Origin of the sequence: Ohessyouella blattaphilus (assembly GCF_024721265.1) — a bacterium.
Lineage (GTDB): Bacteria > Bacillota > Clostridia > Lachnospirales > Lachnospiraceae > Aequitasia > Aequitasia blattaphilus_A.
Genome location: NZ_JAMXOC010000009.1, coordinates 22,537 through 42,111, shown reverse-complemented (window position 1 = coordinate 42,111; position 19,575 = coordinate 22,537). Strand labels below are relative to the sequence as shown.

Below are 19,575 nucleotides of genomic sequence, written 5' to 3'. Positions count from 1 at the left end.
AATGGGTAAAATTATAGGTATTGACTTAGGTACAACGAACAGTTGTGTAGCAGTTATGGAAGGTGGAAAACCAACGGTTATCACCAACACCGAAGGCGCGAGAACGACACCATCAGTAGTCGCTTTCACGAAAGACGGTGAAAGGCTTGTAGGTGAGCCAGCAAAGCGTCAGGCAGTAACGAACGCAGACCGTACTATCTCATCAATCAAGAGAGAAATGGGCTCGGATTATAAAGTAAAAGTAGACGACAAGAGCTACTCTCCACAAGAGATTTCGGCAATGATTTTGCAAAAATTGAAAGCAGATGCGGAAGCGTATTTAGGCGAGAAAGTAACGGAAGCGGTTATTACCGTGCCGGCTTACTTTAACGATGCGCAAAGACAAGCAACAAAAGATGCCGGAAAGATTGCCGGTCTTGATGTAAAACGTATTATTAACGAGCCAACAGCAGCAGCACTTGCCTATGGTCTCGATAATGAAAAAGAACAAAAAATTATGGTATATGACTTAGGTGGTGGTACTTTCGACGTATCGGTTATCGAAATCGGTGATGGCGTTATCGAAGTGCTTTCAACAGCGGGTAACAACCGCCTTGGTGGTGATGACTTCGATGAGAAGCTCACTCAGTATATGCTTGATGAATTTAAGAAGAATGAAGGGGTCGATTTATCAAATGATAAAATGGCGCTTCAGAGATTAAAAGAAGCAGCAGAAAAAGCGAAGAAAGAGCTTTCTAGCGCCACCACAACCAATGTGAACCTGCCGTTTATCACTGCAACAAACGAAGGACCAAAGCACTTTGATTTAAACATTACGAGAGCGAAGTTCGACGAACTTACTCACGATTTAGTTGAAAAGACTTCCGAGCCAGTAAAACGCGCTTTATCAGATGCGGGAATTAACGCTTCTGATCTTGGTCAGGTGCTCCTTGTTGGTGGTTCTACCAGAACACCAGCTGTTCAAGATGAAGTAAAACGTCTAACAGGTAAAGAGCCAAGCAAAAACTTAAACCCAGATGAATGTGTAGCTTTAGGAGCTGCTGTTCAAGGTGGTAAATTAGCCGGTGATGCTGGTGCTGGCGACATCCTTCTTCTAGATGTAACTCCACTTTCTCTTTCCATCGAGACTATGGGTGGTGTAGCAACCAGATTAATCGAGAGAAACACCACGATTCCGACGAAGAAATCTCAAACATTCTCTACCGCCGCTGATAACCAAACAGCAGTAGACATCAACGTTGTTCAAGGTGAGAGACAGTTTGCAAAAGACAATAAATCACTAGGACAATTTAGATTAGACGGAATTGCTCCAGCTCCTCGTGGAGTACCGCAGATTGAAGTTACCTTTGATATTGATGCCAACGGTATCGTAAATGTATCTGCTAAGGATCAAGGAACCGGCAAAGAGCAACACATTACCATTACAGCTGGTTCTAACATGAGCGATGAAGATATCGATAAGGCTGTTAAAGAAGCCGCTCAATTTGAGGCGGAAGATAAGAAACGTAAAGAAGGAATCGATGCGAGAAACGATGCGGATGCTTTAGTATTCCAGACCGAAAAAGCGATGACAGAAGCTGGCGATAAGCTTGACGCTGCTGATAAAGAAGCGGTAGAAGCTGATGTAAAAGCTCTTAAGGACGTCCTTGAAAAGACGAAAGAAGGCGAAGTGTCAGATGCTGAGATCGCGGAAATTAACGCCGCTAAAGAAAAATTAACAGAGAGTGCACAGAAACTCTTTACTAAGTTATACGAGCAAGCGGGAGCCGCTGCTGGTGCTGGTCCTGATATGGGCGCTGGTGAAGGTGCTGGCCCGGCGCCAGAAGGCTTTGACGGTGATGACGTTGTAGACGGCGACTATAAGGAAGTATAGAAAATGGCAGAATCTAAGAGAGATTACTATGAAGTGCTAGGCGTCAGTAAGGACGCTAGCGACGCTGACTTAAAGAAAGCGTATAGACAAGTAGCTAAAAAGTATCACCCGGATGTGAATCCGGGTGATGCTGAAGCTGAAAAGAAGTTTAAAGAAGCCTCGGAAGCCTATGCTGTTCTTAGTGATTCTGAGAAACGACGTCAATACGATCAGTTCGGTCATGCCGCCTTTGATGGTGGCGGTGGCGGCGGAGCCGGTGGCTTTGGCGGTTTTGACTTTAGCGGAGCTGACTTTAGTGATATCTTTGGCGATATCTTTGGGGATATCTTCGGGGGCGGTGGCCGTCGGGGGTACTCTAATCAAGGGCCGATGAAGGGCATGAACATCAGGAAAAGTATCCGAATTACTTTCGAAGAGGCTGTCTTTGGCACGGAAAAAGAGATGGAACTCAACTTAAAAGAGGAGTGTCCGACTTGCCACGGTACCGGGGCAAAAGCCGGTACTAGTCCAGAAACGTGTGCAAAGTGTGGCGGTAAGGGACAGGTGGTATATACCCAGCAGTCCTTCTTCGGAACGGTTCAGAACGTCCAGACGTGTCCGGATTGTCACGGAACTGGCAAGATTGTGAAAGAAAAATGCCCGGATTGTCACGGAAGTGGTTTTGTCTCCGTGAAAAAGAAAATCAAGGTGAGCATCCCGGCGGGTATTGATAATGGCCAGAGCGTGCGGATTCGGGATAAGGGCGAACCGGGAACAAACGGGGGTCCAAGAGGAGACTTACTCGTAGAAGTAGTGGTGGCTAGACATCCGATTTTCCAAAGACAGGACGTTCATCTATTCTCTACAGTACCGATTTCCTTTGCCCAAGCAGCACTTGGCGCAGATATTAAAATCAAGACTGTAGACGGCGAGGTGGTCTACACCGTGAAGGCCGGAACGAAGACCGATACGAAGGTTCGTTTAAAAGGGAAGGGTGTACCTTCCTTGCGAAATCCTAAGGTTCGGGGCGATCACTACGTTACGCTTGTGATTCAAACACCGGACAAGCTTAGTAAAGAAGCAAAAGCGGCACTTAAGAAATTCGATGAATTAAGTGGGAATACCTTAAAAAGCGCATCAAAATAATAAGAAAGCAGTCTGAGATATTTTTATCTGAGATTGCTTTTTTCTTGTAGTAAAGGGGGCTCGCGAGTATAATAGAAGTAGCGAGTTTACTTGAGAGGAAATTAATATATGCCAAATACGTATGAACAAGATTTACATATGCAACCGCTAGACGAGATAGAGGGTTTTGCTATCCGTCCAGGCTTTTATGACCAAATGGGGGCGACGCCGATTCCTGGGGGAGTCTGCTTCACCATCTCGTCAAAAGGCGCGACGGCCTGTGAGTTATTATTGTTTGAAAAGGGCGAAAAGAAGCCCTATGCTACGATTCCTTATCCCCAGAATTACCGAGTTGGGGATGTATATTCGATGATCATCTTTAATATCGACGTAGAAGAGTTTGAGTATGCCTTCCGTCTAGACGGTCCTTATCGGCCGGAGGAAGGGTTGCTTTTTGATAAAAAGAACCAGATTCTCGATCCTTACGCGAAAGCGGTAGCTGGTCAGCGGGAGTGGGGCGTGAATGTGACCTACTCGGGCTACAAGGCGCGGGTGGTTAAGAATAACTTCTTCTGGGGGGCTTACCAGAACCCTCAGATTGCCTTTAATGATTTGATTATCTACGAAATGCACGTCCGTGGCTTCACCATGATGGACGATAGCGTCGAAGCGAAGGGAACCTTTGAGGGACTAAAGGAAAAGATTCCCTACTTGAAGGAGTTAGGTGTAAACGCGGTAGAGCTGATGCCGGTGTTTGAGTTTGACGAGCTCCGGGATCGCCGAGTCCATAACGGCAAGGAATTGGTTAATTACTGGGGTTATAATACCGTTAGTTTCTTTGCTCCTAATACAAGCTTTGCTCATGCCAGAGAGTACAACCACGAAGGACGAGAGTTCAAGCAATTAGTAAAGGCCCTTCACGAAAATGGCATCGAAGTCATCCTCGATGTGGTCTTTAACCATACGGCAGAAGGTGATGAGAACGGTCCGGTTATTAATTTTAAAGGGGTCGATAATAACATTTATTACATGCTGACGCCAGATGGTCATTACTTTAATTTCTCAGGAACAGGTAATACCATGAACTGTAATCATCCGGTAGTGCGACGAATGATTGTGGATTGTCTTCGGTACTGGGTTACTAACTACCGGATTGATGGGTTTCGCTTTGATCTTGCCTCTATTCTGAGTCGAGATGAAAACGGTGCGCCGTTAATAAACCCGCCTTTGATAGAATCATTAGCTTATGATCCGATTTTATCCCACACCAAGCTGATTGCCGAGGCTTGGGATGCAGGTGGTCTTTATCAGGTAGGCTCCTTTCCTGGACATAAAAAGTGGTCTGAATGGAACGGTCGTTACCGGGACGATATGCGCTCTTATTTAAAAGGTGATTTGAACGCGGCGAATAGTGCCGCCAACCGGATTGCCGGCTCCATGGATATCTATGGTAATGATATCGGAACCCACAATCCTTCGATTAACTTTATTACCTGTCATGATGGTTTTACCCTTTATGATTTGTATTCTTATAACGAGAAGCACAATGAGGATAACGGTTGGAATTCTACGGATGGTACGGACGATAATCGAAGCTGGAACTGTGGGGTGGAAGGGGAGACCGATGACCCAGAGATTCTGCGCCTGCGCAAACGGATGATAAAAAATGCGGCTGGGGTCTTGATGTGTTCAAGGGGAGTGCCCATGTTTCTAGCTGGGGATGAATTTTGCAATACCCAGTTTGGCAATAACAACCCCTACTGCCAGGATAATGAAATATCATGGCTAGATTGGTCCTTACTTTGTAAAAATAGAGATATCTTTGAATTCTTTCAGAATGTGATTGAGTTTCGCAAGACCCATCCGGTCTTGCGGATAGAGTTAGCGCCAGCGATTAGCCGTTTCCCGGATTATAGTTTTTATAATTCCCAGGGGCGCCAGACTACGCCTTTCCAAGCAGAAAAGGCCTTTGGTGTTCTCTTTGCCGGGTACGATCGTCGGCGACGCTGTGATGATATTGTCTACGTGCTTCTAAATGCGTTCTGGGAAGAACAAGATTGCTTCTTCCCAGAGCTTCCAGAAGGTATGGAGTTGTATCTGACGATTGATACGGCGAACGAAGAGGAGAGCTTTCATCATCAAGGCATCAAAATCGAAGATCGCAACCTAAAGATTGAACCTCGTACCTTAAAGGTGTTCGTCATTAAGTAGAGGAGATTATTTATGGAGAATTTTATTTTTAACCTACCTACGGAAATCGTGTTTGGTAGAGGGGCAGAAGATTCTTTAGCCGCCCAGCTTGGTAAGCGAGGAGCCCAGAAGGTTTTAATTGTTTACGGCAGTAAGCGGATAGAAGAAAGTGGATTCTTAGACCGGGTAACGTCGCTTCTAACAGAAGCTAATATAGACTGCGTACTCTTTGGCGGCGTGGTGGCGAACCCGCGCCTTGGCCACGCCATTACGGGAATTGAAAAAGGTCTGGAGTTAGGTGTCGACTTTGTCCTTTCTATCGGTGGTGGCAGCGTGATTGATACGGGAAAAGCCATTGCCATCGGCATCGCTAATGAGCGAAAAGATATTTGGCAGTACTGGTTAGGCATAGAAGTACCAGAGCGAGCGCTACGTCACGGGTGTATTCTGACCATTCCGGCTGCCGGCAGTGAGATGAGCGATTCGGCGGTATTAACCAATGAAGAAACAAAGGTGAAGCGAGGTTTGAGTAGTGAGCTTAACCGTCCGGCATTTGCTATTCTAAATCCTGAGCTAACGCTAACATTGCCGAAGTACCAGGTAGCCAATGGAGCCGTTGATATCTTTATGCATACCGTCGAAGGGTATTTTACTCCAGTCTCTGGTGATTTGAACCAGATGACGGATGAACTGGCGGAAGGGGTCATGCGAAATACGGTGCGTAACGGGCGACTTGCCTATGAAAAACCAGGGGATTATCTGGCGATGAGCGAACTGATGTGGAGTGGTTCTCTATCTCATAATGGGATTACAAGGCTTGGCAGACCAAAGGACTTTGCCGTTCACGGTTTGGGACACGCCCTAAGTGCGCTATATGATACAACACACGGTTCTTCCCTATCAGCGGTATGGAGCTCTTGGGCGAGAACGGTATATAAATTAGATGTTCCTAGATTTGCTAGCTATGCCAGAAAAGTCTGGGGAGTAGAAGAAAAAGAGGATGAGGAGGCTGCGCTTAAAGGTATTATAGAGACCGAGCAGTTTTTTAGTAGTTTAGATATGCCGATTAGATTGACTCAGCTGGGAATGGGTGCCTTTTCGGATGGGGACTTAAGAAAACTTGCCGCTAAGGCGACTTTCGAGGATACGAGGTTGTTGGGGTCCTTGGAAATAATCAATGCGCAGAAAGCATATGAAATTTACACTAAAGCAAACGAAGAAATCTAAGCGGGTAGATTTTAACCGCAAAATATTTTATGGCCAAGTATTGGCCTTGATTGTGCCGATGGCACTGCAAAATTTAATTAACGTAGGGATTACGGGAGCCGATGTTATTATGCTCGGCCGGGTCGGCGAGAAGGTCTTATCGGGGGCGTCTTTAGCGAATCAGGTACAGTTTATTATGTTGCTGATTTTGATGGGGATTACTAGTGGAGCCACGGTATTAACGGCTCAGTACTGGGGGAAGAAGGATACGAAAGCAATTGAAAAGATTATGGGAATGGCACTTCTTTTTGGAATCGGGGTGGCCATCCTCTTTACACTAGCTGCCCTCTGCATTCCCCAGCTGTTGATGCAAATTTTTTCCCATGACCCAGAGGTTATCGCCGAAGGTGTCAAATACCTAAGGATTGTGGGCATTTCTTACGTATTGGTATCCATTACTCAGGTGTACTTATATATTGTTCGGAGCACCGAGCGTGTGCTTATCGCCACCTTTGTCTATCTGGCATCGTTTATTACCAATGTAACCATTAACGCTGTGCTAATCTTCGGACTTTTTGGCCTGCCCAAGATGGGGGTACGAGGAGCGGCTATCGGTACTTTGGTGGCTCGAATTGTGGAGATTACCATCGTCTTCTTTTACGCAAAGTTTAAGAACCGGGAGGTGCGGGTACGGATTCGCTATCTCTTTAAGCTAGATCCGCTATTGGTTCGAGATTTTATGAAGTACTCTCTACCGGTAGTGCTCAACGAATTGATGTGGGGGCTGGGCACCTCGGCGAATGCGGCGATTATCGGTCACTTGGGAAGTGGGGCGGTAGCCGCCAATTCGATTACCCAGGTTGTCCGGCAACTGGCCATGGTTATCGCCTTTGGAGTATCTAATGCGGCGGCGATTATGCTAGGTAAAACCATCGGGGAAAAACGCACGGAATTAGCGAAAAAATACGGGGATGAATTCCTGAAAATCAGTGTCATTCTGGGATTCCTAGGTGGCCTTTTAGTACTCGCTATTCGTCCTTTTATCGCGGCCAATATGGCCCTTGGAGAAGAAGCCCAGGGGTATCTTACCTTTATGTTCTACGTGATGAGCTACTTTGCCCTTTGTCAGGCGATTAACTCGACTTTAGTGGTAGGGGTCTTTCGCTCAGGCGGCGACACCAAGTTCGGTCTGATTATCGATGTGCTCTCTATGTGGTGTTGTTCGATTTTGATCGGTTTTCTAGCGGCCTTCGTCTTTAAGTGGAGCGTGCCGGTAGTCTACGTAATTCTTTTAAGTGATGAAGTTATTAAGGTACCGATTTGTCTAAAGCGGTACTTTCAATATAAATGGTTACACAATGTTACGAGAGAGGAGATTAGTTAAATGAAGGTGATATCAAAAGAAGAGATTGAGCGCTTAGTCGATCCCAATGAAATTATGGATGAAATCGAGAATGCGTATCGAATTTTTGGCAGCGGTAAGTTTTTTATGCCGGAGCGGCCCACGGTGGAGGATGCAAACAAGACGATGATGTATATGCCTTGTTACATCACCGATGAGATTATCGGGACGAAGATTCTCTCGATTTTTCCTGATAATGGGAAGCTTTCGCTACCGACGATTGACGGAGTGGTGCTACTGAATGACTACGAGACGGGAGCGCCCCGGGCGCTCTTAGACGGGCAAGCGGTTACCGCTTATCGGACCGGGGCCGTAGGGGGCGTGGCGATTCGCCATCTGGCAAAGAAGAATGCCAGGAGTGTGGGTATCTGCGGGACGGGGACTCAAGGTTTTTACCAGGCGTATTACGCTTGTTACGCCCGGGATATTAAGGATGTATATCTGTATAACCACCGGGAAAAGGACTTAAGCGAATACATCAATCGCTTACAAAAGGCCATCGGTCGCGAGGATGTAACGATTACGGTTATCAAGGATATTCGCGAGTTGGTAGCAAAAAGCGATATTATCTGCACTACCACGTTAGCGAAAGAGCCAATCCTGCCCGACGATAAAGAGCTTCTTAGAGGCAAATGTATCGTGGCTATCGGCTCTTATACCCCAGATAAACGGGAGATTCCGGATGCGATCTTCGCATTAGTGGATAAGGTGTATATTGAACTTCCTTACGCGATGGAAGAAAGTGGCGACTTAAGCATCCCCTTAGCTAGTGGCGCCCTAAAGAAAGAAAACGTGGTGCTAATGGATCAGTATTTGCAATCGCCAGCGAAAAGGGATATAACTGAAGGAGAAACAACGTATTTCAAATCCGTAGGCATGGCACTATTTGATGTCTGCGTAGCCAATAGTTTACTAAACAAAGCAAGTAAATAATTAGGAAAGTAGAGGAGTAAATCAGAAATGAGTACAGAAAAAGAATGTCAACCATCCGATTGCGAGGGCTGCGCTAGCGCTGGCAATTGCGGACAAGAACAGCAGATGAAAGGCCCTGAAAAGCTAGTCACGGGCCCTAGCACCGAGATAAAGCACGCCATTGCCATCGTTAGTGGTAAAGGCGGTGTAGGTAAATCTATGGTAACCGCTTTAATGGCTAAGCGGATGAAAACCCTAGGTAAGAAAGTAGGAATTATGGATGCGGATATTACCGGTCCCTCCATCCCGAAGATGTATGGAATCCATAAGAAAGCAATGGCGAATGAAGAGGGCATGATTCCCGAGGTCACTAGCGACGGAACGAAAATAATGTCCATCAATTTGCTGCTAGAAAATCAAGAGGACCCGGTTATCTGGCGAAGCCCGATTATCACGGGAGTGGTTCAGCAGTTCTATAAAGACGTAGTCTGGGGTGACTTAGATTATCTATTCATCGATATGCCACCAGGAACGGGTGATGTGCCCTTAACGGTGTTCCAGACGGTACCAATCGACGGTATTATTATCGTTACCTCTCCCCAGGATCTGGTTCGCTCGGTAGTAGAAAAATCGATTAACATGGCAGAGGTGATGAATGTTCCTGTCCTAGGCTTAGTAGAAAATTATAGCTACTTGAAATGTCCAGATTGTGGCAAAGAAATCGCGGTCTTTGGTGAAAGTAAGATTGAAGAGCTAGCCAAGAAGCACAAGATTCCCATCTTAGCAAAAGTACCAATCGATGCTAACATCGCTGAGCTGGTGGAAGAAGAACGGTTCGCGGAAGTGTCAGTGCCTTATCTTGACGGGGTGGAAAAGTTAATATAGTTACAGAAAGTTTAGGTAAAAGAGGACGTAAAGTGTTACGGTCCTCTTTTTTTTGCTTGCCAATCGAACGTGTGTTTGGTATAATAAATTAAAGAAACGAAGGCAAAGGGGAGGGGAGTCCGCATGCGAATTCAAGAAGAAATGAGCCTTAATGACAAGTTGAATATCTTAACAGATGCAGCAAAATATGACGTGGCGTGTACTTCTAGTGGCGTAGAGCGGAGGAACAATGGTACCGGTATGGGGAACACTAAGGTGGCAGGTCTTTGTCATTCCTTCTCTTCTGATGGAAGATGCATTTCGCTTTTAAAGATTCTCTTTACTAACGAGTGTGTCTATGACTGTAAGTATTGCCTTAACCGACGCAGTAACGATGTGAAGCGGACGTCTTTTACGCCAGATGAGGTTTGCCGGTTGACCATGGAGTTTTATCGCCGTAACTATATTGAGGGCCTCTTTTTAAGCTCAGGCGTGATGAGAAGTCCCGACTATACGATGGAGCTGATTTACGCGACCATCTATAAGCTGCGTAACGAGCATAACTTTCAAGGTTATATTCACGTTAAGGGGATTCCCGGTGCATCAAAGGAGTGGATTACACGAATTGGCTTTCTAGTGGACCGTATGAGCATTAACTTGGAGTTACCAACAGCAACATCCCTTAAGCTTTTAGCGCCTCATAAGACACGAGAGGCGATTCTTAAGCCTATGCGCCTTATTCAGAATAAGTCTCTAGAGAGTAAGCAAGAGCTTATTACGTATCGCAATGCGCCCCAGTTTGTTCCCGGTGGACAAAGTACCCAGATGATTATCGGGGCGACACCGGAGAGCGACCATCAGATTTTGCAAGTGACAGAGAGTTTGTATCAGAAGTTTCAGCTTAAAAGGGTGTTTTATTCGGCTTTTGTCCATGTTAACGAAGATAAGAACCTACCGGCGCGTACCGGGGAAGGACCGCCGCTTCTTAGAGAGCACCGCCTATATCAGGCGGATTGGCTCCTTCGTTACTATCAGTTTAAGGCTTCAGAAATTTTATCTGAGGAGGAACCGAACTTTAATGTTTTGTTTGATCCGAAGTGTAACTGGGCACTTAAGAACCTAGGACATTTTCCGGTTGAAATTAATTCAGCCAGTTATCATATGCTGCTTAGAGTCCCGGGGATTGGTTATACTTCAGCAACGCGTATCGTGAAAGCGAGGCGTTTGGGCACACTTGATTTTAATGATTTAAAGAAGATCGGCATTGTTTTAAAACGGGCACTTTATTTTATCACCTGTAATGGCAAGATGATGTATCCGACAAAGATCGATGAGGATTATATTTCTCGAAATCTCTTAAATACCAAGGAGCGATTGCCAGCGGGGATAAGTGCAGATGGGATGACGTATCGCCAAATGTCCTTATTTGATGATGTTAATTTTGGAGGGATAGCAGATGTTAAAAAAAGTTTATCGTTGTAGTGATACGGTTACAGGGATTTTCTCGGGAATTCACGACGCCTGGCTTACCAAGAATCGAAAAGAAGAAGCTGGGATTCAGATTGCCGGTGATGATGAGGTAACGCTGTTCTGTGAGTATCTGGATACGGAAGAAAGCAATAAAAAGGCGTTAGCTGTAGAAGGGATGATTAAGCGGTATTTAGGATATGCTGCTTATCACGATATCTATCAGGCTTGTCTTTCTTTCGACTTAAAGAAGGGCGAAACGATTCTGGGAACCATTGCTGCGGCTAAGGAATTAACGGATAGTAAAAAGATAATGGATCACTTAAGTAATCCTTATGTCCATACCCTTTTTTATCTGAGTCGTAATGTTGGTGGCGAAGCCCATAACTTAACCGAGTTTATTCGTTTTGGCGAGCTTGCAAACGGGGTGCTATATGCCAAAATCACTCCGAAGAATCAGGTGCTTTCTTGTATAGCGCCCCACTTTGCCGATCGTTTTCCAGAAGAGAATTTTATGATCTACGATAAGACCCATAAAATGTTTGTAGTAAAGGAAGCGAAAAAGCAGTGGGTGCTGGTTCAGGATGAATTTGGCTTTGCCGAAGCCACTCTCGAATATTCGGCGGAAGAGCAGGTTTATAGCGCCTTATGGAAAGACTTTGTCTCTTCAATCGCTATTAAAGAGCGAGAGAACAGACGGTGTCAAATGCAACATTTGCCTTTGTGGTATCGCGGGAATATGACGGAATTTTGTTAACCTTTGACGTGAATAGCCAATCACGCTATACTTAAGCAATGAGCCAAATTGAGATATCACAAAAAGAGAAACCACTAATCAGAATATCTGTCCGTCACTTAGTTGAATTTTTGGAAAAGGAAGGGGATTTAGATAATCGTCAGGGGAGTGTGGATATGGATGCCATGCAGCTTGGTGCCAAAATCCATCGTAAGATTCAAAAGAGCATGGGCTCTCATTATACCCCTGAGGTCAGTCTGAAAGAGACCTTTTCTTTTGATGCTTTTGAACTGAGTCTTGAGGGCCGAGCCGATGGTATCTTTACTGAAGATGGCGAGATTTGGGTAGATGAGATTAAGGGGATATCAAAAGATATTGCAAGCATCGAAGCGCCGGCCCATGAGCACCTTTCCCAGGCGAAGTGTTATGCTTATATATATGGTAGACAAAGTGAATACGAGAAAATCGGGGTGCAGATGACCTATTGTCAGATGGAGACAGAAGAAATACGTCGTTTCACCGAGATGTATGCCTTTCAGGAGTTAGAAGACTGGATGAAAGGCTTATTAAAGCGCTATGAAAAATGGGCGCTTTTTCGTATTGATCACGAAGAGGAGCGCAATGAATCCATCAAGGGCTTAGAGTTTCCTTATGATTATAGAGAAGGACAGCGGGATGTAGCCGTGTCGGTGTACCGCAGCATTGCTCAGGAAAAGCGCTTGTTTATTCAAGCGCCTACCGGTGTAGGAAAGACCATGGCGACGCTCTTTCCGGCAGTCAAAGCCACTGGTGAGGGCAAGGGTGAGAAGATATTTTACCTGACAGCAAAGACCGTAACGAGAACGGTAGCGACTTCGGCGGCTACTTTGCTGATGGAGCAAGGGCTGCGATATAAGACGATTGCTCTTACCGCCAAGGAGAAGATTTGCCTGATGGAAGAGTGTGAGTGTAATCCAGATAATTGTCCCTATGCGAAGGGGCATTTTGACCGAATTAATGACGCCGTTTACGACGGAATTACCACTTTAGAGGTGGTGAGTCGGGAGGTTTTGGAAGAGCATGCCAAAAAGTGGAAGGTATGTCCCTTTGAGTTAGGTCTAGATATTTCCTTGTGGTTTGATTTGATCGTCTGTGATTATAATTACGTGTTCGACCCCAATGCTCACTTAAAGCGCTTCTTTGGGGAAGGGGTTAGCGGCGATTATATTTTTCTGATTGATGAAGCCCATAACTTAGTGGAGCGAGCTAGGAGCATGTATAGTAGCGAACTGGTAAAAGAAGATGTGCTAAAGATTCGCCGTAAGGTAAAGGATGATGTAAAGCTTTATAGGGTTTTGGACGGGTGTAATAAAAAGCTGTTGAGTCTTCGGAAAGAGTGCGAGGATTACCAGGTGCTTCCCAATGCCAATGACTTATATCTAACGGTGACGAAGCTTTTACTGGAGATGGATCGCTACCTAGAGGACCACCGAAATGAGAAGATCGAGGACGAGATTCTAGAGTTTTACTTTAATATTCGTAATTTTCTCTATATTTATGAGCATTTAGATGAGGATTATTTGATTTACAGCGAGGTGTTAAAAGAAGGAAGCTTTAAGGTTCACCTTTTCTGTGTAAACCCAGCCAGGATGTTAGAGTCGTACTTGTCGAAAGGGCGAGCGACGATCTTCTTCTCCGCCACGTTTTTGCCTATTTATTATTATAAAGAGCTTTTGAACCAAGATAAGGAAGCTTATGCGATCTACGTGAATTCCCCTTTTGATAGGAGTAAGCGCTTGCTTTTACAAGGGATGGATGTGAGCACAAAGTATAGTAAAAGAGGGCCTGCGATGTACCGCAAATACGCTCAGTACATCATCCAAGTAGCCGCTTCTTACGCTGGCAACTACTTAGCCTTCTTTCCGTCCTATCAGTTTATGAACGCAGTTTATGAAGAATTTAAAGAATTAGTTTCTGACGAAGTGGAATATGCGCTACAGTCCTCTTTCATGTCTGAAGAATCTCGGGAAATCTTTTTAGAAAATTTTGAAGAGGTACGGGAGAATAGTTTTATCGGTTTCTGCGTTATGGGCGGGATTTTCTCGGAGGGTATCGATCTGGTAGAAGATAAGTTAGTAGGGGCGATTGTAATTGGCACTGGAATTCCTCAAATTGGCAGAGAACGGGGACTCCTTCAGGAGTATTTCGATCAGAACGGTCGCAGAGGGTTTGATTATGCGTATCTTTATCCGGGCATGAATAAGGTTCAGCAATCAGCGGGAAGGGTTATCCGTACCGAGGCTGATCGAGGGGTAATCTTACTCTTGGACGAGCGCTTTGGAAGACGGGAATACCAGGATATTTTTCCCCGGGAGTGGCAGGATATTAAGCCCTGTCGCCTAGAGGATGTGACGAAGCAGCTAGAAGAATTTTGGGAGGGCGAGACATCTTGAAAAAAATAGAAAATGTAGTGGCCTTTTTGGCCATGGTGCTACTTATATTTACAATTTTAATTTCCAGTTTCCAATTGGCGATTTATGGTGACTCAGAGTATAAATTTTACCGTACAGAGTACGAAAAATACGACGTCACCAGTAGTCTGGGAATGAAGCTTGAAGACGTGATGAAGGTTACAGTACAGATGATGGATTATCTGATTGACAGGGAAGAAGAACTGTCGATTACAACCATGGTAGAGGGGAAAGAGCAGGATTTCTTTAACGAACAAGATCGCCTCCATATGGCGGATGTAAAGGTATTATTCTTAGGTGGCCTAAAGCTGCGTAATTGGGCGGCGGTAGTGGCGTTAGCGCTGGTGGCCGTGCTGATACTAAGAAAAGCGGATTTAGGTAGCGTCTTATTTAAAGGGTTTATTAGAGCGTTTGTAGCTGTCTTAATTGCTGCAGGGATAATCGGCATTCTCTTTGCCACTGACTTCACTAAGTATTTTACGATCTTTCACGAAATCTTCTTTACGAATGATTTGTGGATGTTTGATCCCGCGGAGGATTATATGATTCGGATGCTTCCAGAAGGTTTTTTTGCGGATATGCTTCTGCGAATTGGGGTTACTTTTGGTGCCTTAATGGCGGTTACCTTAGTGATTATCGGATTTCTGCGCAGATTTTATAAAAACATAAGAACTAGTAATAAATCAGATTAGATATATTAATTTTACTAATGAAGATGGCTATGCTACGATTAAACGGAACGATTCATTGTTGAGCAAAATTCGGAGGAACGTAAATGAGTGTAAAAAGAGTGTATGCTGAGAAAAAGCAAGACTTTGCTGTAGCGGCTAAGGATTTGCAGGCAGAAATCAAAAGTTACTTAGGCATTAAGAGTGTAGAAGGAGTTCGTGTCCTGATTCGCTACGATGTGGAAAATGTTAGCGATGATGTCTTTAAGGCAGCGGTTAGCGGCGTGTTCGCAGAACCACCTGTAGACGAAGTTTATCTTGAGGAGCTTCCAAAGAGTGCTGAGGAAACGGTGTTTTCTGTTGAATTTTTACCGGGTCAGTACGATCAAAGAGCCGATTCGGCGGTGCAGTGTGTGCAGTTTATTAAAGAATCGGAACAGCCGGTGATAAAGACGGCTACCACTTACGTACTTAAGGGAAATCTTTCAGATAGCGAATTAGAAGCGATTAAGAGCCACTGCATCAATCCGGTGGATTCAAGAGAAGCCCAGGAAGAAAAGCCGGAGACTTTAGACACGGTTTTTAACGAACCAGCAGATGTGATCATCTTTGATGGTTTTAGTAAGATGCCAGAAGTAGAGCTTAAAGAACTCTATGACTCTTTAGGGTTAGCCATGACCTTTAAGGACTTTTTGCATATCCAGAAGTATTTTGCCCAGGAAGAGAAGCGAGACCCTTCCATGACGGAGATCAGGGTCTTAGATACGTACTGGTCAGATCATTGCCGTCATACTACCTTTTCGACGGAACTTACCGAGATTACCTTCGGTGAGGGCGACTACAATGAGCCGATGGAAGCGACTTACCAAGAGTATTTGAAAGACCACAGTGAAATCTTTGCCGGTCGGGAAGACAAATTCGTATGTTTGATGGATTTGGCTTTAATGGCGATGCGCAAGCTAAAGAAGGAAGGCAAGCTAGAAGATCAGGAAGAGTCGGATGAAATCAATGCTTGTAGTATTGTGGTACCGGTTACGGTAGACGGCAAAGAAGAAGAGTGGCTTGTGAACTTTAAGAATGAAACCCACAATCACCCTACGGAAATTGAGCCTTTTGGTGGTGCGGCTACCTGTCTTGGCGGTGCTATTCGCGACCCCTTATCAGGAAGAACTTACGTCTATCAAGCTATGCGGGTAACGGGAGCGGCAGATCCTACCGTATCGGTTAAAGAGACTTTACCAGGAAAGCTTCCTCAGAAGAAAATCGTTAGAGAGGCCGCTCATGGATATAGCTCTTACGGTAACCAAATTGGTCTAGCAACGGGGCTAGTTAAAGAAATCTATCATCCTGATTATGTGGCCAAGCGGATGGAAATCGGCGCCGTAATGGGCGCGGCTCCGCGAAGAGCCGTTCGTCGTCTGACCTCAGACCCGGGAGATATTATTGTCCTCTTAGGAGGCCGCACTGGTCGCGACGGAATCGGCGGTGCTACCGGTTCTTCGAAGGTACATACGGAAGAATCGACAAAGGAAAGCGGCGCCGAAGTACAAAAGGGAAATCCGCCTACAGAGCGTAAGATTCAGCGGTTATTTAGAAGAGAAGAAGTAAGCTTTTTAATCAAGAAATGTAATGACTTCGGTGCCGGTGGTGTATCCGTGGCAATCGGTGAATTAGCAGATGGCTTAGAAATCGATTTGGATAAAGTACCGAAGAAATACGCCGGTCTTGATGGAACCGAAATCGCTATTAGCGAATCCCAAGAACGGATGGCCGTGGTGGTCGACCCGCAAGACGTTGATGAGTTTATGGGCTATGCCGCTCAGGAGAATTTAGAAGCGGTAGTAGTGGCCGTAGTAACGGAGACTCCTCGCTTAGTTCTTAATTGGCGCGGAAAAGACATTGTTAACCTTTCAAGGGCATTCCTTGATACCAACGGTGCTCATCAAGAGACTACTGCTCACGTGCTGGTTCCGAATAAAGAAGAATCTATATTTAAAGCCGAAGAAGTGACGGACGTCAAAGAAAAGTGGCTGAGCGTCCTAGCAGATCTTAACGTGTGCTCTCAAAAAGGTTTAGTTGAGATGTTTGACGGTTCAATTGGAGCGAGTTCTGTATTTATGCCTCACGGCGGCAAGTATCAGCGGACAGAAACCCAAGCGATGGTAGCGAAATTGCCAGTCCTTGATGGGGACTGCGATGTGGTGACCATGATGAGTTATGGATACGATCCTTATCTATCGGCTTGGAGTCCTTTCCACGGTGCCGTATATGCCGTTCTGGAATCCGTATCAAAAATTGTGGCTTGCGGTGGTGACTACAAGAAGATTCGCTTTACCTTCCAGGAGTACTTTAAGCGGATGAAAGACGATCCTAAGCGCTGGGGAACACCAGTTGCCTCGCTTCTCGGTGCGTATAACGCCCAGATGGGCTTATGTTTACCATCCATCGGTGGTAAGGATAGTATGTCTGGTACCTTTGAAGAGATTGATGTACCGCCAACCTTAGTTTCCTTTGCTGTAGACACCGGTGTGGAAAAGGAGATCGTTTCTCCCGAACTGAAGGCAGCTGGTAATAAGCTGGTCTGGGTGTCCGTTCCAAAGGATGGTTACGACCTACCGAAGTACGACGAATTGATGGCTCTCTATGATCAAGTGCTGGCGGATATGCGCGCAGGTAAAGTAGTTGCTGCTTATACACTAGACCGTCACGGAGTGGCTGCGGGCTTAGCAAAGATGGCGTTTGGTAATGAACTAGGAGTTAAGCTAGACGAAGCCGTGAGCGAAAAAGAGCTCTTTGCGCCAGCTTTTGGCGACTTGGTGCTAGAAGTGGCATCCGGTAGTGAAGGGGCTTACCAAGTAATCGGTGAAGTGACGGCTGAGAAGGCGTTTACCTATAAAGAAGTGAGTATTTCCCTAGAAGAAGCGCTAGCAAGCTGGGAAGGAACGCTTGAAAAAGTCTTTCCTTCGATTGTTAAGGAAGCCAGTAAAGACAGTGTTCCTAGCGATTTATACGAAGCGAAGGATATTTATATCTGCCAGCATAAAGTGGCAAAACCACAGGTGTTTATTCCAGTAATGCCTGGTACCAACTGTGAGTACGATACGGCAAAGGCCTTTAAAAGAGCGGGTGCCACTACCGAAACCATTGTCTTTAAGAACTTAAGTGGGGCGGATATTACGGAATCCCTGGATGCTTTTGCAAGAGCCATTGACAACAGTCAAATCGTGATGTTCCCTGGTGGCTTTAGCGCTGGTGATGAACCAGACGGTTCAGCCAAATTCTTTGCTACCGCTTGCAAGCACGAGAAGCTTAAAGCCAGTGTAAGTCGTCTATTAAATGAAAGAGACGGCCTAATCCTGGGAATTTGTAACGGTTTCCAAGCCCTGATTAAACTAGGCTTATTACCAAACGGTGAGATCACGGGACAGGATGCCTCGTCACCGACGCTTACGTACAATACCATCGGTCGCCATATTTCAAAGATGGTCTATACGAAGGTGGTGTCTAACAAATCGCCTTGGTTACAAGAAGCGACTTTAGGCAATGTCTACACCAATCCAGCTTCTCACGGTGAGGGACGTTTTGTAGCGACGACGGAGTGGCTTGACAAATTAGCGGCTAACGGACAAATCGCTACCCAGTACTGCGACCTAGAAGGACGGGTTACTATGGATAGCGAATGGAATGTTAACGGTTCTTACCGGGCAATTGAAGGTATCACCAGCCCAGATGGTCGTATTTTAGGAAAAATGGCTCACTCTGAGCGCCGGGATAGAAGCGTAGCGATTAATATCTACGGTGAGCAAGATTTAAAGATCTTTGAGTCTGGTGTTAAGTATTTTAAATAATCAAATCCCTAGTTAATTCATTGGTTTGAAGAGGGTTATAGACGACTGCTAACTGTCTGGTTGGCAGTCGTTCTTTTGTCTTTAAGACGAATAAGCCCTTATCGTTTCCACTTAGGCAGTAGTCAGGTACAAAGGCGATGCCAAGATTGATTTTGGCTAGGTCTAGCAGGAGGTCGTTACTGCTGATTTCGATGGCTGGCAATAAATCAAGGCCGTTTTTTTGAAACTCGTTGTGTAAGAAAGCGCTAGTGGTGCTGTTTTTATCAAGCATTAGCAGACCCTGCTCTTGAAGCGTGTGAAAAGTAAGGGTCTTAGTGCTTAGGTCTTGATACTCACTACCAGCTACAAAGACGTCCTGAAATTCTTTTACCACTTGGGCATCGTAAGGGCTTAGATGATTTTCCTTTGTATGGTTGATGACGATTAAATCCACTTTATTCTTCTTAAGAAGCTCGAGACAACCAGCGCTGGTGGCATTGATAATCTGCAGGTGAACACCGGGATGGCGCTTATGAAAACGCTTCAAATACGGAACGAGAAAGTAACGGCAGATGGTATCGCTAGCGGCTAGGCGAATCCGACCAGCGCTTTCGTCTAACAGAATTTCCTCGCCTCGTCTAATAAATTCGATCGCTGGTTCGATATGGGTCATTAAAAGCTCGCCATCACCGGTCAGGCTAACCTTTTTCGTGCTTCTAGCAAAGAGGGTTTTGCCAAGCTTAGTTTCTAAGGCCTTTACCGACTGACTGACGGCCGATTGGGAAAGGCAAAGCTCGCTAGCCGCTTCGGAAAAACTTAAGAGCTTGGCAACGGTGTAAAAGACTTTATACAGTTCATAATTAACTTCCATATATT

13 protein-coding genes are annotated in these 19,575 nt (G+C 45.4%); 12 read left to right on the top strand and 1 reads right to left on the bottom strand.

Annotation, left to right across the window (positions count from 1 at the left end):
- Window position 1: 1 nt before the first annotated feature.
- The 12 genes from dnaK (at window position 2) to NHH16_RS07525 (ending at window position 18,720) form a co-directional block, all read left to right on the top strand.
- The gene (gene dnaK / locus NHH16_RS07580; protein WP_262068987.1) at window positions 2–1,873 is read left to right on the top strand and encodes a molecular chaperone DnaK; all 1,872 of its coding nucleotides are present in this window, start codon (window positions 2–4) and stop codon (window positions 1,871–1,873) included.
- Window positions 1,874–1,876: 3 nt separating this feature from the next.
- A complete protein-coding gene (dnaJ, locus tag NHH16_RS07575) occupies window positions 1,877–2,998 on the top strand; it encodes a molecular chaperone DnaJ (protein ID WP_262068986.1) in 1,122 nt (373 codons plus the stop codon).
- Between the two features lie 108 nt (window positions 2,999–3,106).
- Entirely contained in the window at window positions 3,107–5,188 is a 2,082-nt protein-coding gene (glgX, locus tag NHH16_RS07570) for a glycogen debranching protein GlgX (protein ID WP_262068985.1), read from the top strand.
- Window positions 5,189–5,200: 12 nt separating this feature from the next.
- The gene (locus NHH16_RS07565; protein ID WP_262068984.1) at window positions 5,201–6,394 is read left to right on the top strand and encodes an iron-containing alcohol dehydrogenase; all 1,194 of its coding nucleotides are present in this window, start codon (window positions 5,201–5,203) and stop codon (window positions 6,392–6,394) included.
- Window positions 6,360–7,757 carry an MATE family efflux transporter gene (locus tag NHH16_RS07560; protein ID WP_262068983.1) on the top strand — a complete coding sequence of 466 codons (1,398 nt, stop codon included), beginning with the start codon at window positions 6,360–6,362 and terminating at the stop codon, window positions 7,755–7,757. Before NHH16_RS07565 ends, NHH16_RS07560 begins: the two co-directional genes overlap by 35 nt.
- Complete coding sequence (locus tag NHH16_RS07555) at window positions 7,758–8,708, top strand: ornithine cyclodeaminase family protein (protein ID WP_262068982.1); 951 nt, start codon at window positions 7,758–7,760, stop codon at window positions 8,706–8,708.
- A 27-nt stretch (window positions 8,709–8,735) separates the two neighbouring features.
- Window positions 8,736–9,572 carry an Mrp/NBP35 family ATP-binding protein gene (locus NHH16_RS07550; RefSeq protein WP_262068981.1) on the top strand — a complete coding sequence of 279 codons (837 nt, stop codon included), beginning with the start codon at window positions 8,736–8,738 and terminating at the stop codon, window positions 9,570–9,572.
- 123 nt (window positions 9,573–9,695) lie between these two features.
- On the top strand, window positions 9,696–11,033 hold the full coding sequence (locus tag NHH16_RS07545; RefSeq protein WP_262068980.1) for a putative DNA modification/repair radical SAM protein: 1,338 nt from the start codon (window positions 9,696–9,698) through the stop codon (window positions 11,031–11,033).
- The gene (locus NHH16_RS07540; protein WP_262068979.1) at window positions 11,008–11,775 is read left to right on the top strand and encodes a TIGR03915 family putative DNA repair protein; all 768 of its coding nucleotides are present in this window, start codon (window positions 11,008–11,010) and stop codon (window positions 11,773–11,775) included. The genes NHH16_RS07545 and NHH16_RS07540 overlap by 26 nt, the downstream gene beginning before the upstream one ends.
- Before the next feature lie 38 nt (window positions 11,776–11,813).
- Complete coding sequence (locus NHH16_RS07535) at window positions 11,814–14,186, top strand: helicase C-terminal domain-containing protein (protein WP_262068978.1); 2,373 nt, start codon at window positions 11,814–11,816, stop codon at window positions 14,184–14,186.
- On the top strand, window positions 14,183–14,896 hold the full coding sequence (locus NHH16_RS07530; protein WP_262068977.1) for a TIGR01906 family membrane protein: 714 nt from the start codon (window positions 14,183–14,185) through the stop codon (window positions 14,894–14,896). Before NHH16_RS07535 ends, NHH16_RS07530 begins: the two co-directional genes overlap by 4 nt.
- An 83-nt stretch (window positions 14,897–14,979) precedes the next feature.
- On the top strand, window positions 14,980–18,720 hold the full coding sequence (locus NHH16_RS07525) for a phosphoribosylformylglycinamidine synthase (RefSeq protein WP_262068976.1): 3,741 nt from the start codon (window positions 14,980–14,982) through the stop codon (window positions 18,718–18,720).
- Here NHH16_RS07525 and NHH16_RS07520 read toward each other — a convergent pair.
- Window positions 18,713–19,570 (bottom strand): LysR family transcriptional regulator, encoded by an 858-nt coding sequence (locus NHH16_RS07520; protein ID WP_262068975.1) that lies wholly within the window; start codon window positions 19,568–19,570, stop codon window positions 18,713–18,715. The genes NHH16_RS07525 and NHH16_RS07520 overlap by 8 nt on opposite strands.
- Window positions 19,571–19,575 lie beyond the last annotated feature (5 nt).

Bases quoted from the DNA above. Each gene is read 5' to 3' on its own strand.
- dnaK (WP_262068987.1), top strand. From the start codon at position 2: ATGGGTAAAATTATAGGTATTGACTTAGGTACAACGAACAGTTGTGTA.
- dnaJ (WP_262068986.1), top strand. From the start codon at position 1,877: ATGGCAGAATCTAAGAGAGATTACTATGAAGTGCTAGGCGTCAGTAAG.
- glgX (WP_262068985.1), top strand. From the start codon at position 3,107: ATGCCAAATACGTATGAACAAGATTTACATATGCAACCGCTAGACGAG.
- NHH16_RS07565 (WP_262068984.1), top strand. From the start codon at position 5,201: ATGGAGAATTTTATTTTTAACCTACCTACGGAAATCGTGTTTGGTAGA.
- NHH16_RS07560 (WP_262068983.1), top strand. From the start codon at position 6,360: ATGAAATTTACACTAAAGCAAACGAAGAAATCTAAGCGGGTAGATTTT.
- NHH16_RS07555 (WP_262068982.1), top strand. From the start codon at position 7,758: ATGAAGGTGATATCAAAAGAAGAGATTGAGCGCTTAGTCGATCCCAAT.
- NHH16_RS07550 (WP_262068981.1), top strand. From the start codon at position 8,736: ATGAGTACAGAAAAAGAATGTCAACCATCCGATTGCGAGGGCTGCGCT.
- NHH16_RS07545 (WP_262068980.1), top strand. From the start codon at position 9,696: ATGCGAATTCAAGAAGAAATGAGCCTTAATGACAAGTTGAATATCTTA.
- NHH16_RS07540 (WP_262068979.1), top strand. From the start codon at position 11,008: ATGTTAAAAAAAGTTTATCGTTGTAGTGATACGGTTACAGGGATTTTC.
- NHH16_RS07535 (WP_262068978.1), top strand. From the start codon at position 11,814: ATGAGCCAAATTGAGATATCACAAAAAGAGAAACCACTAATCAGAATA.
- NHH16_RS07525 (WP_262068976.1), top strand. From the start codon at position 14,980: ATGAGTGTAAAAAGAGTGTATGCTGAGAAAAAGCAAGACTTTGCTGTA.
- NHH16_RS07520 (WP_262068975.1), bottom strand. From the start codon at position 19,570: ATGGAAGTTAATTATGAACTGTATAAAGTCTTTTACACCGTTGCCAAG.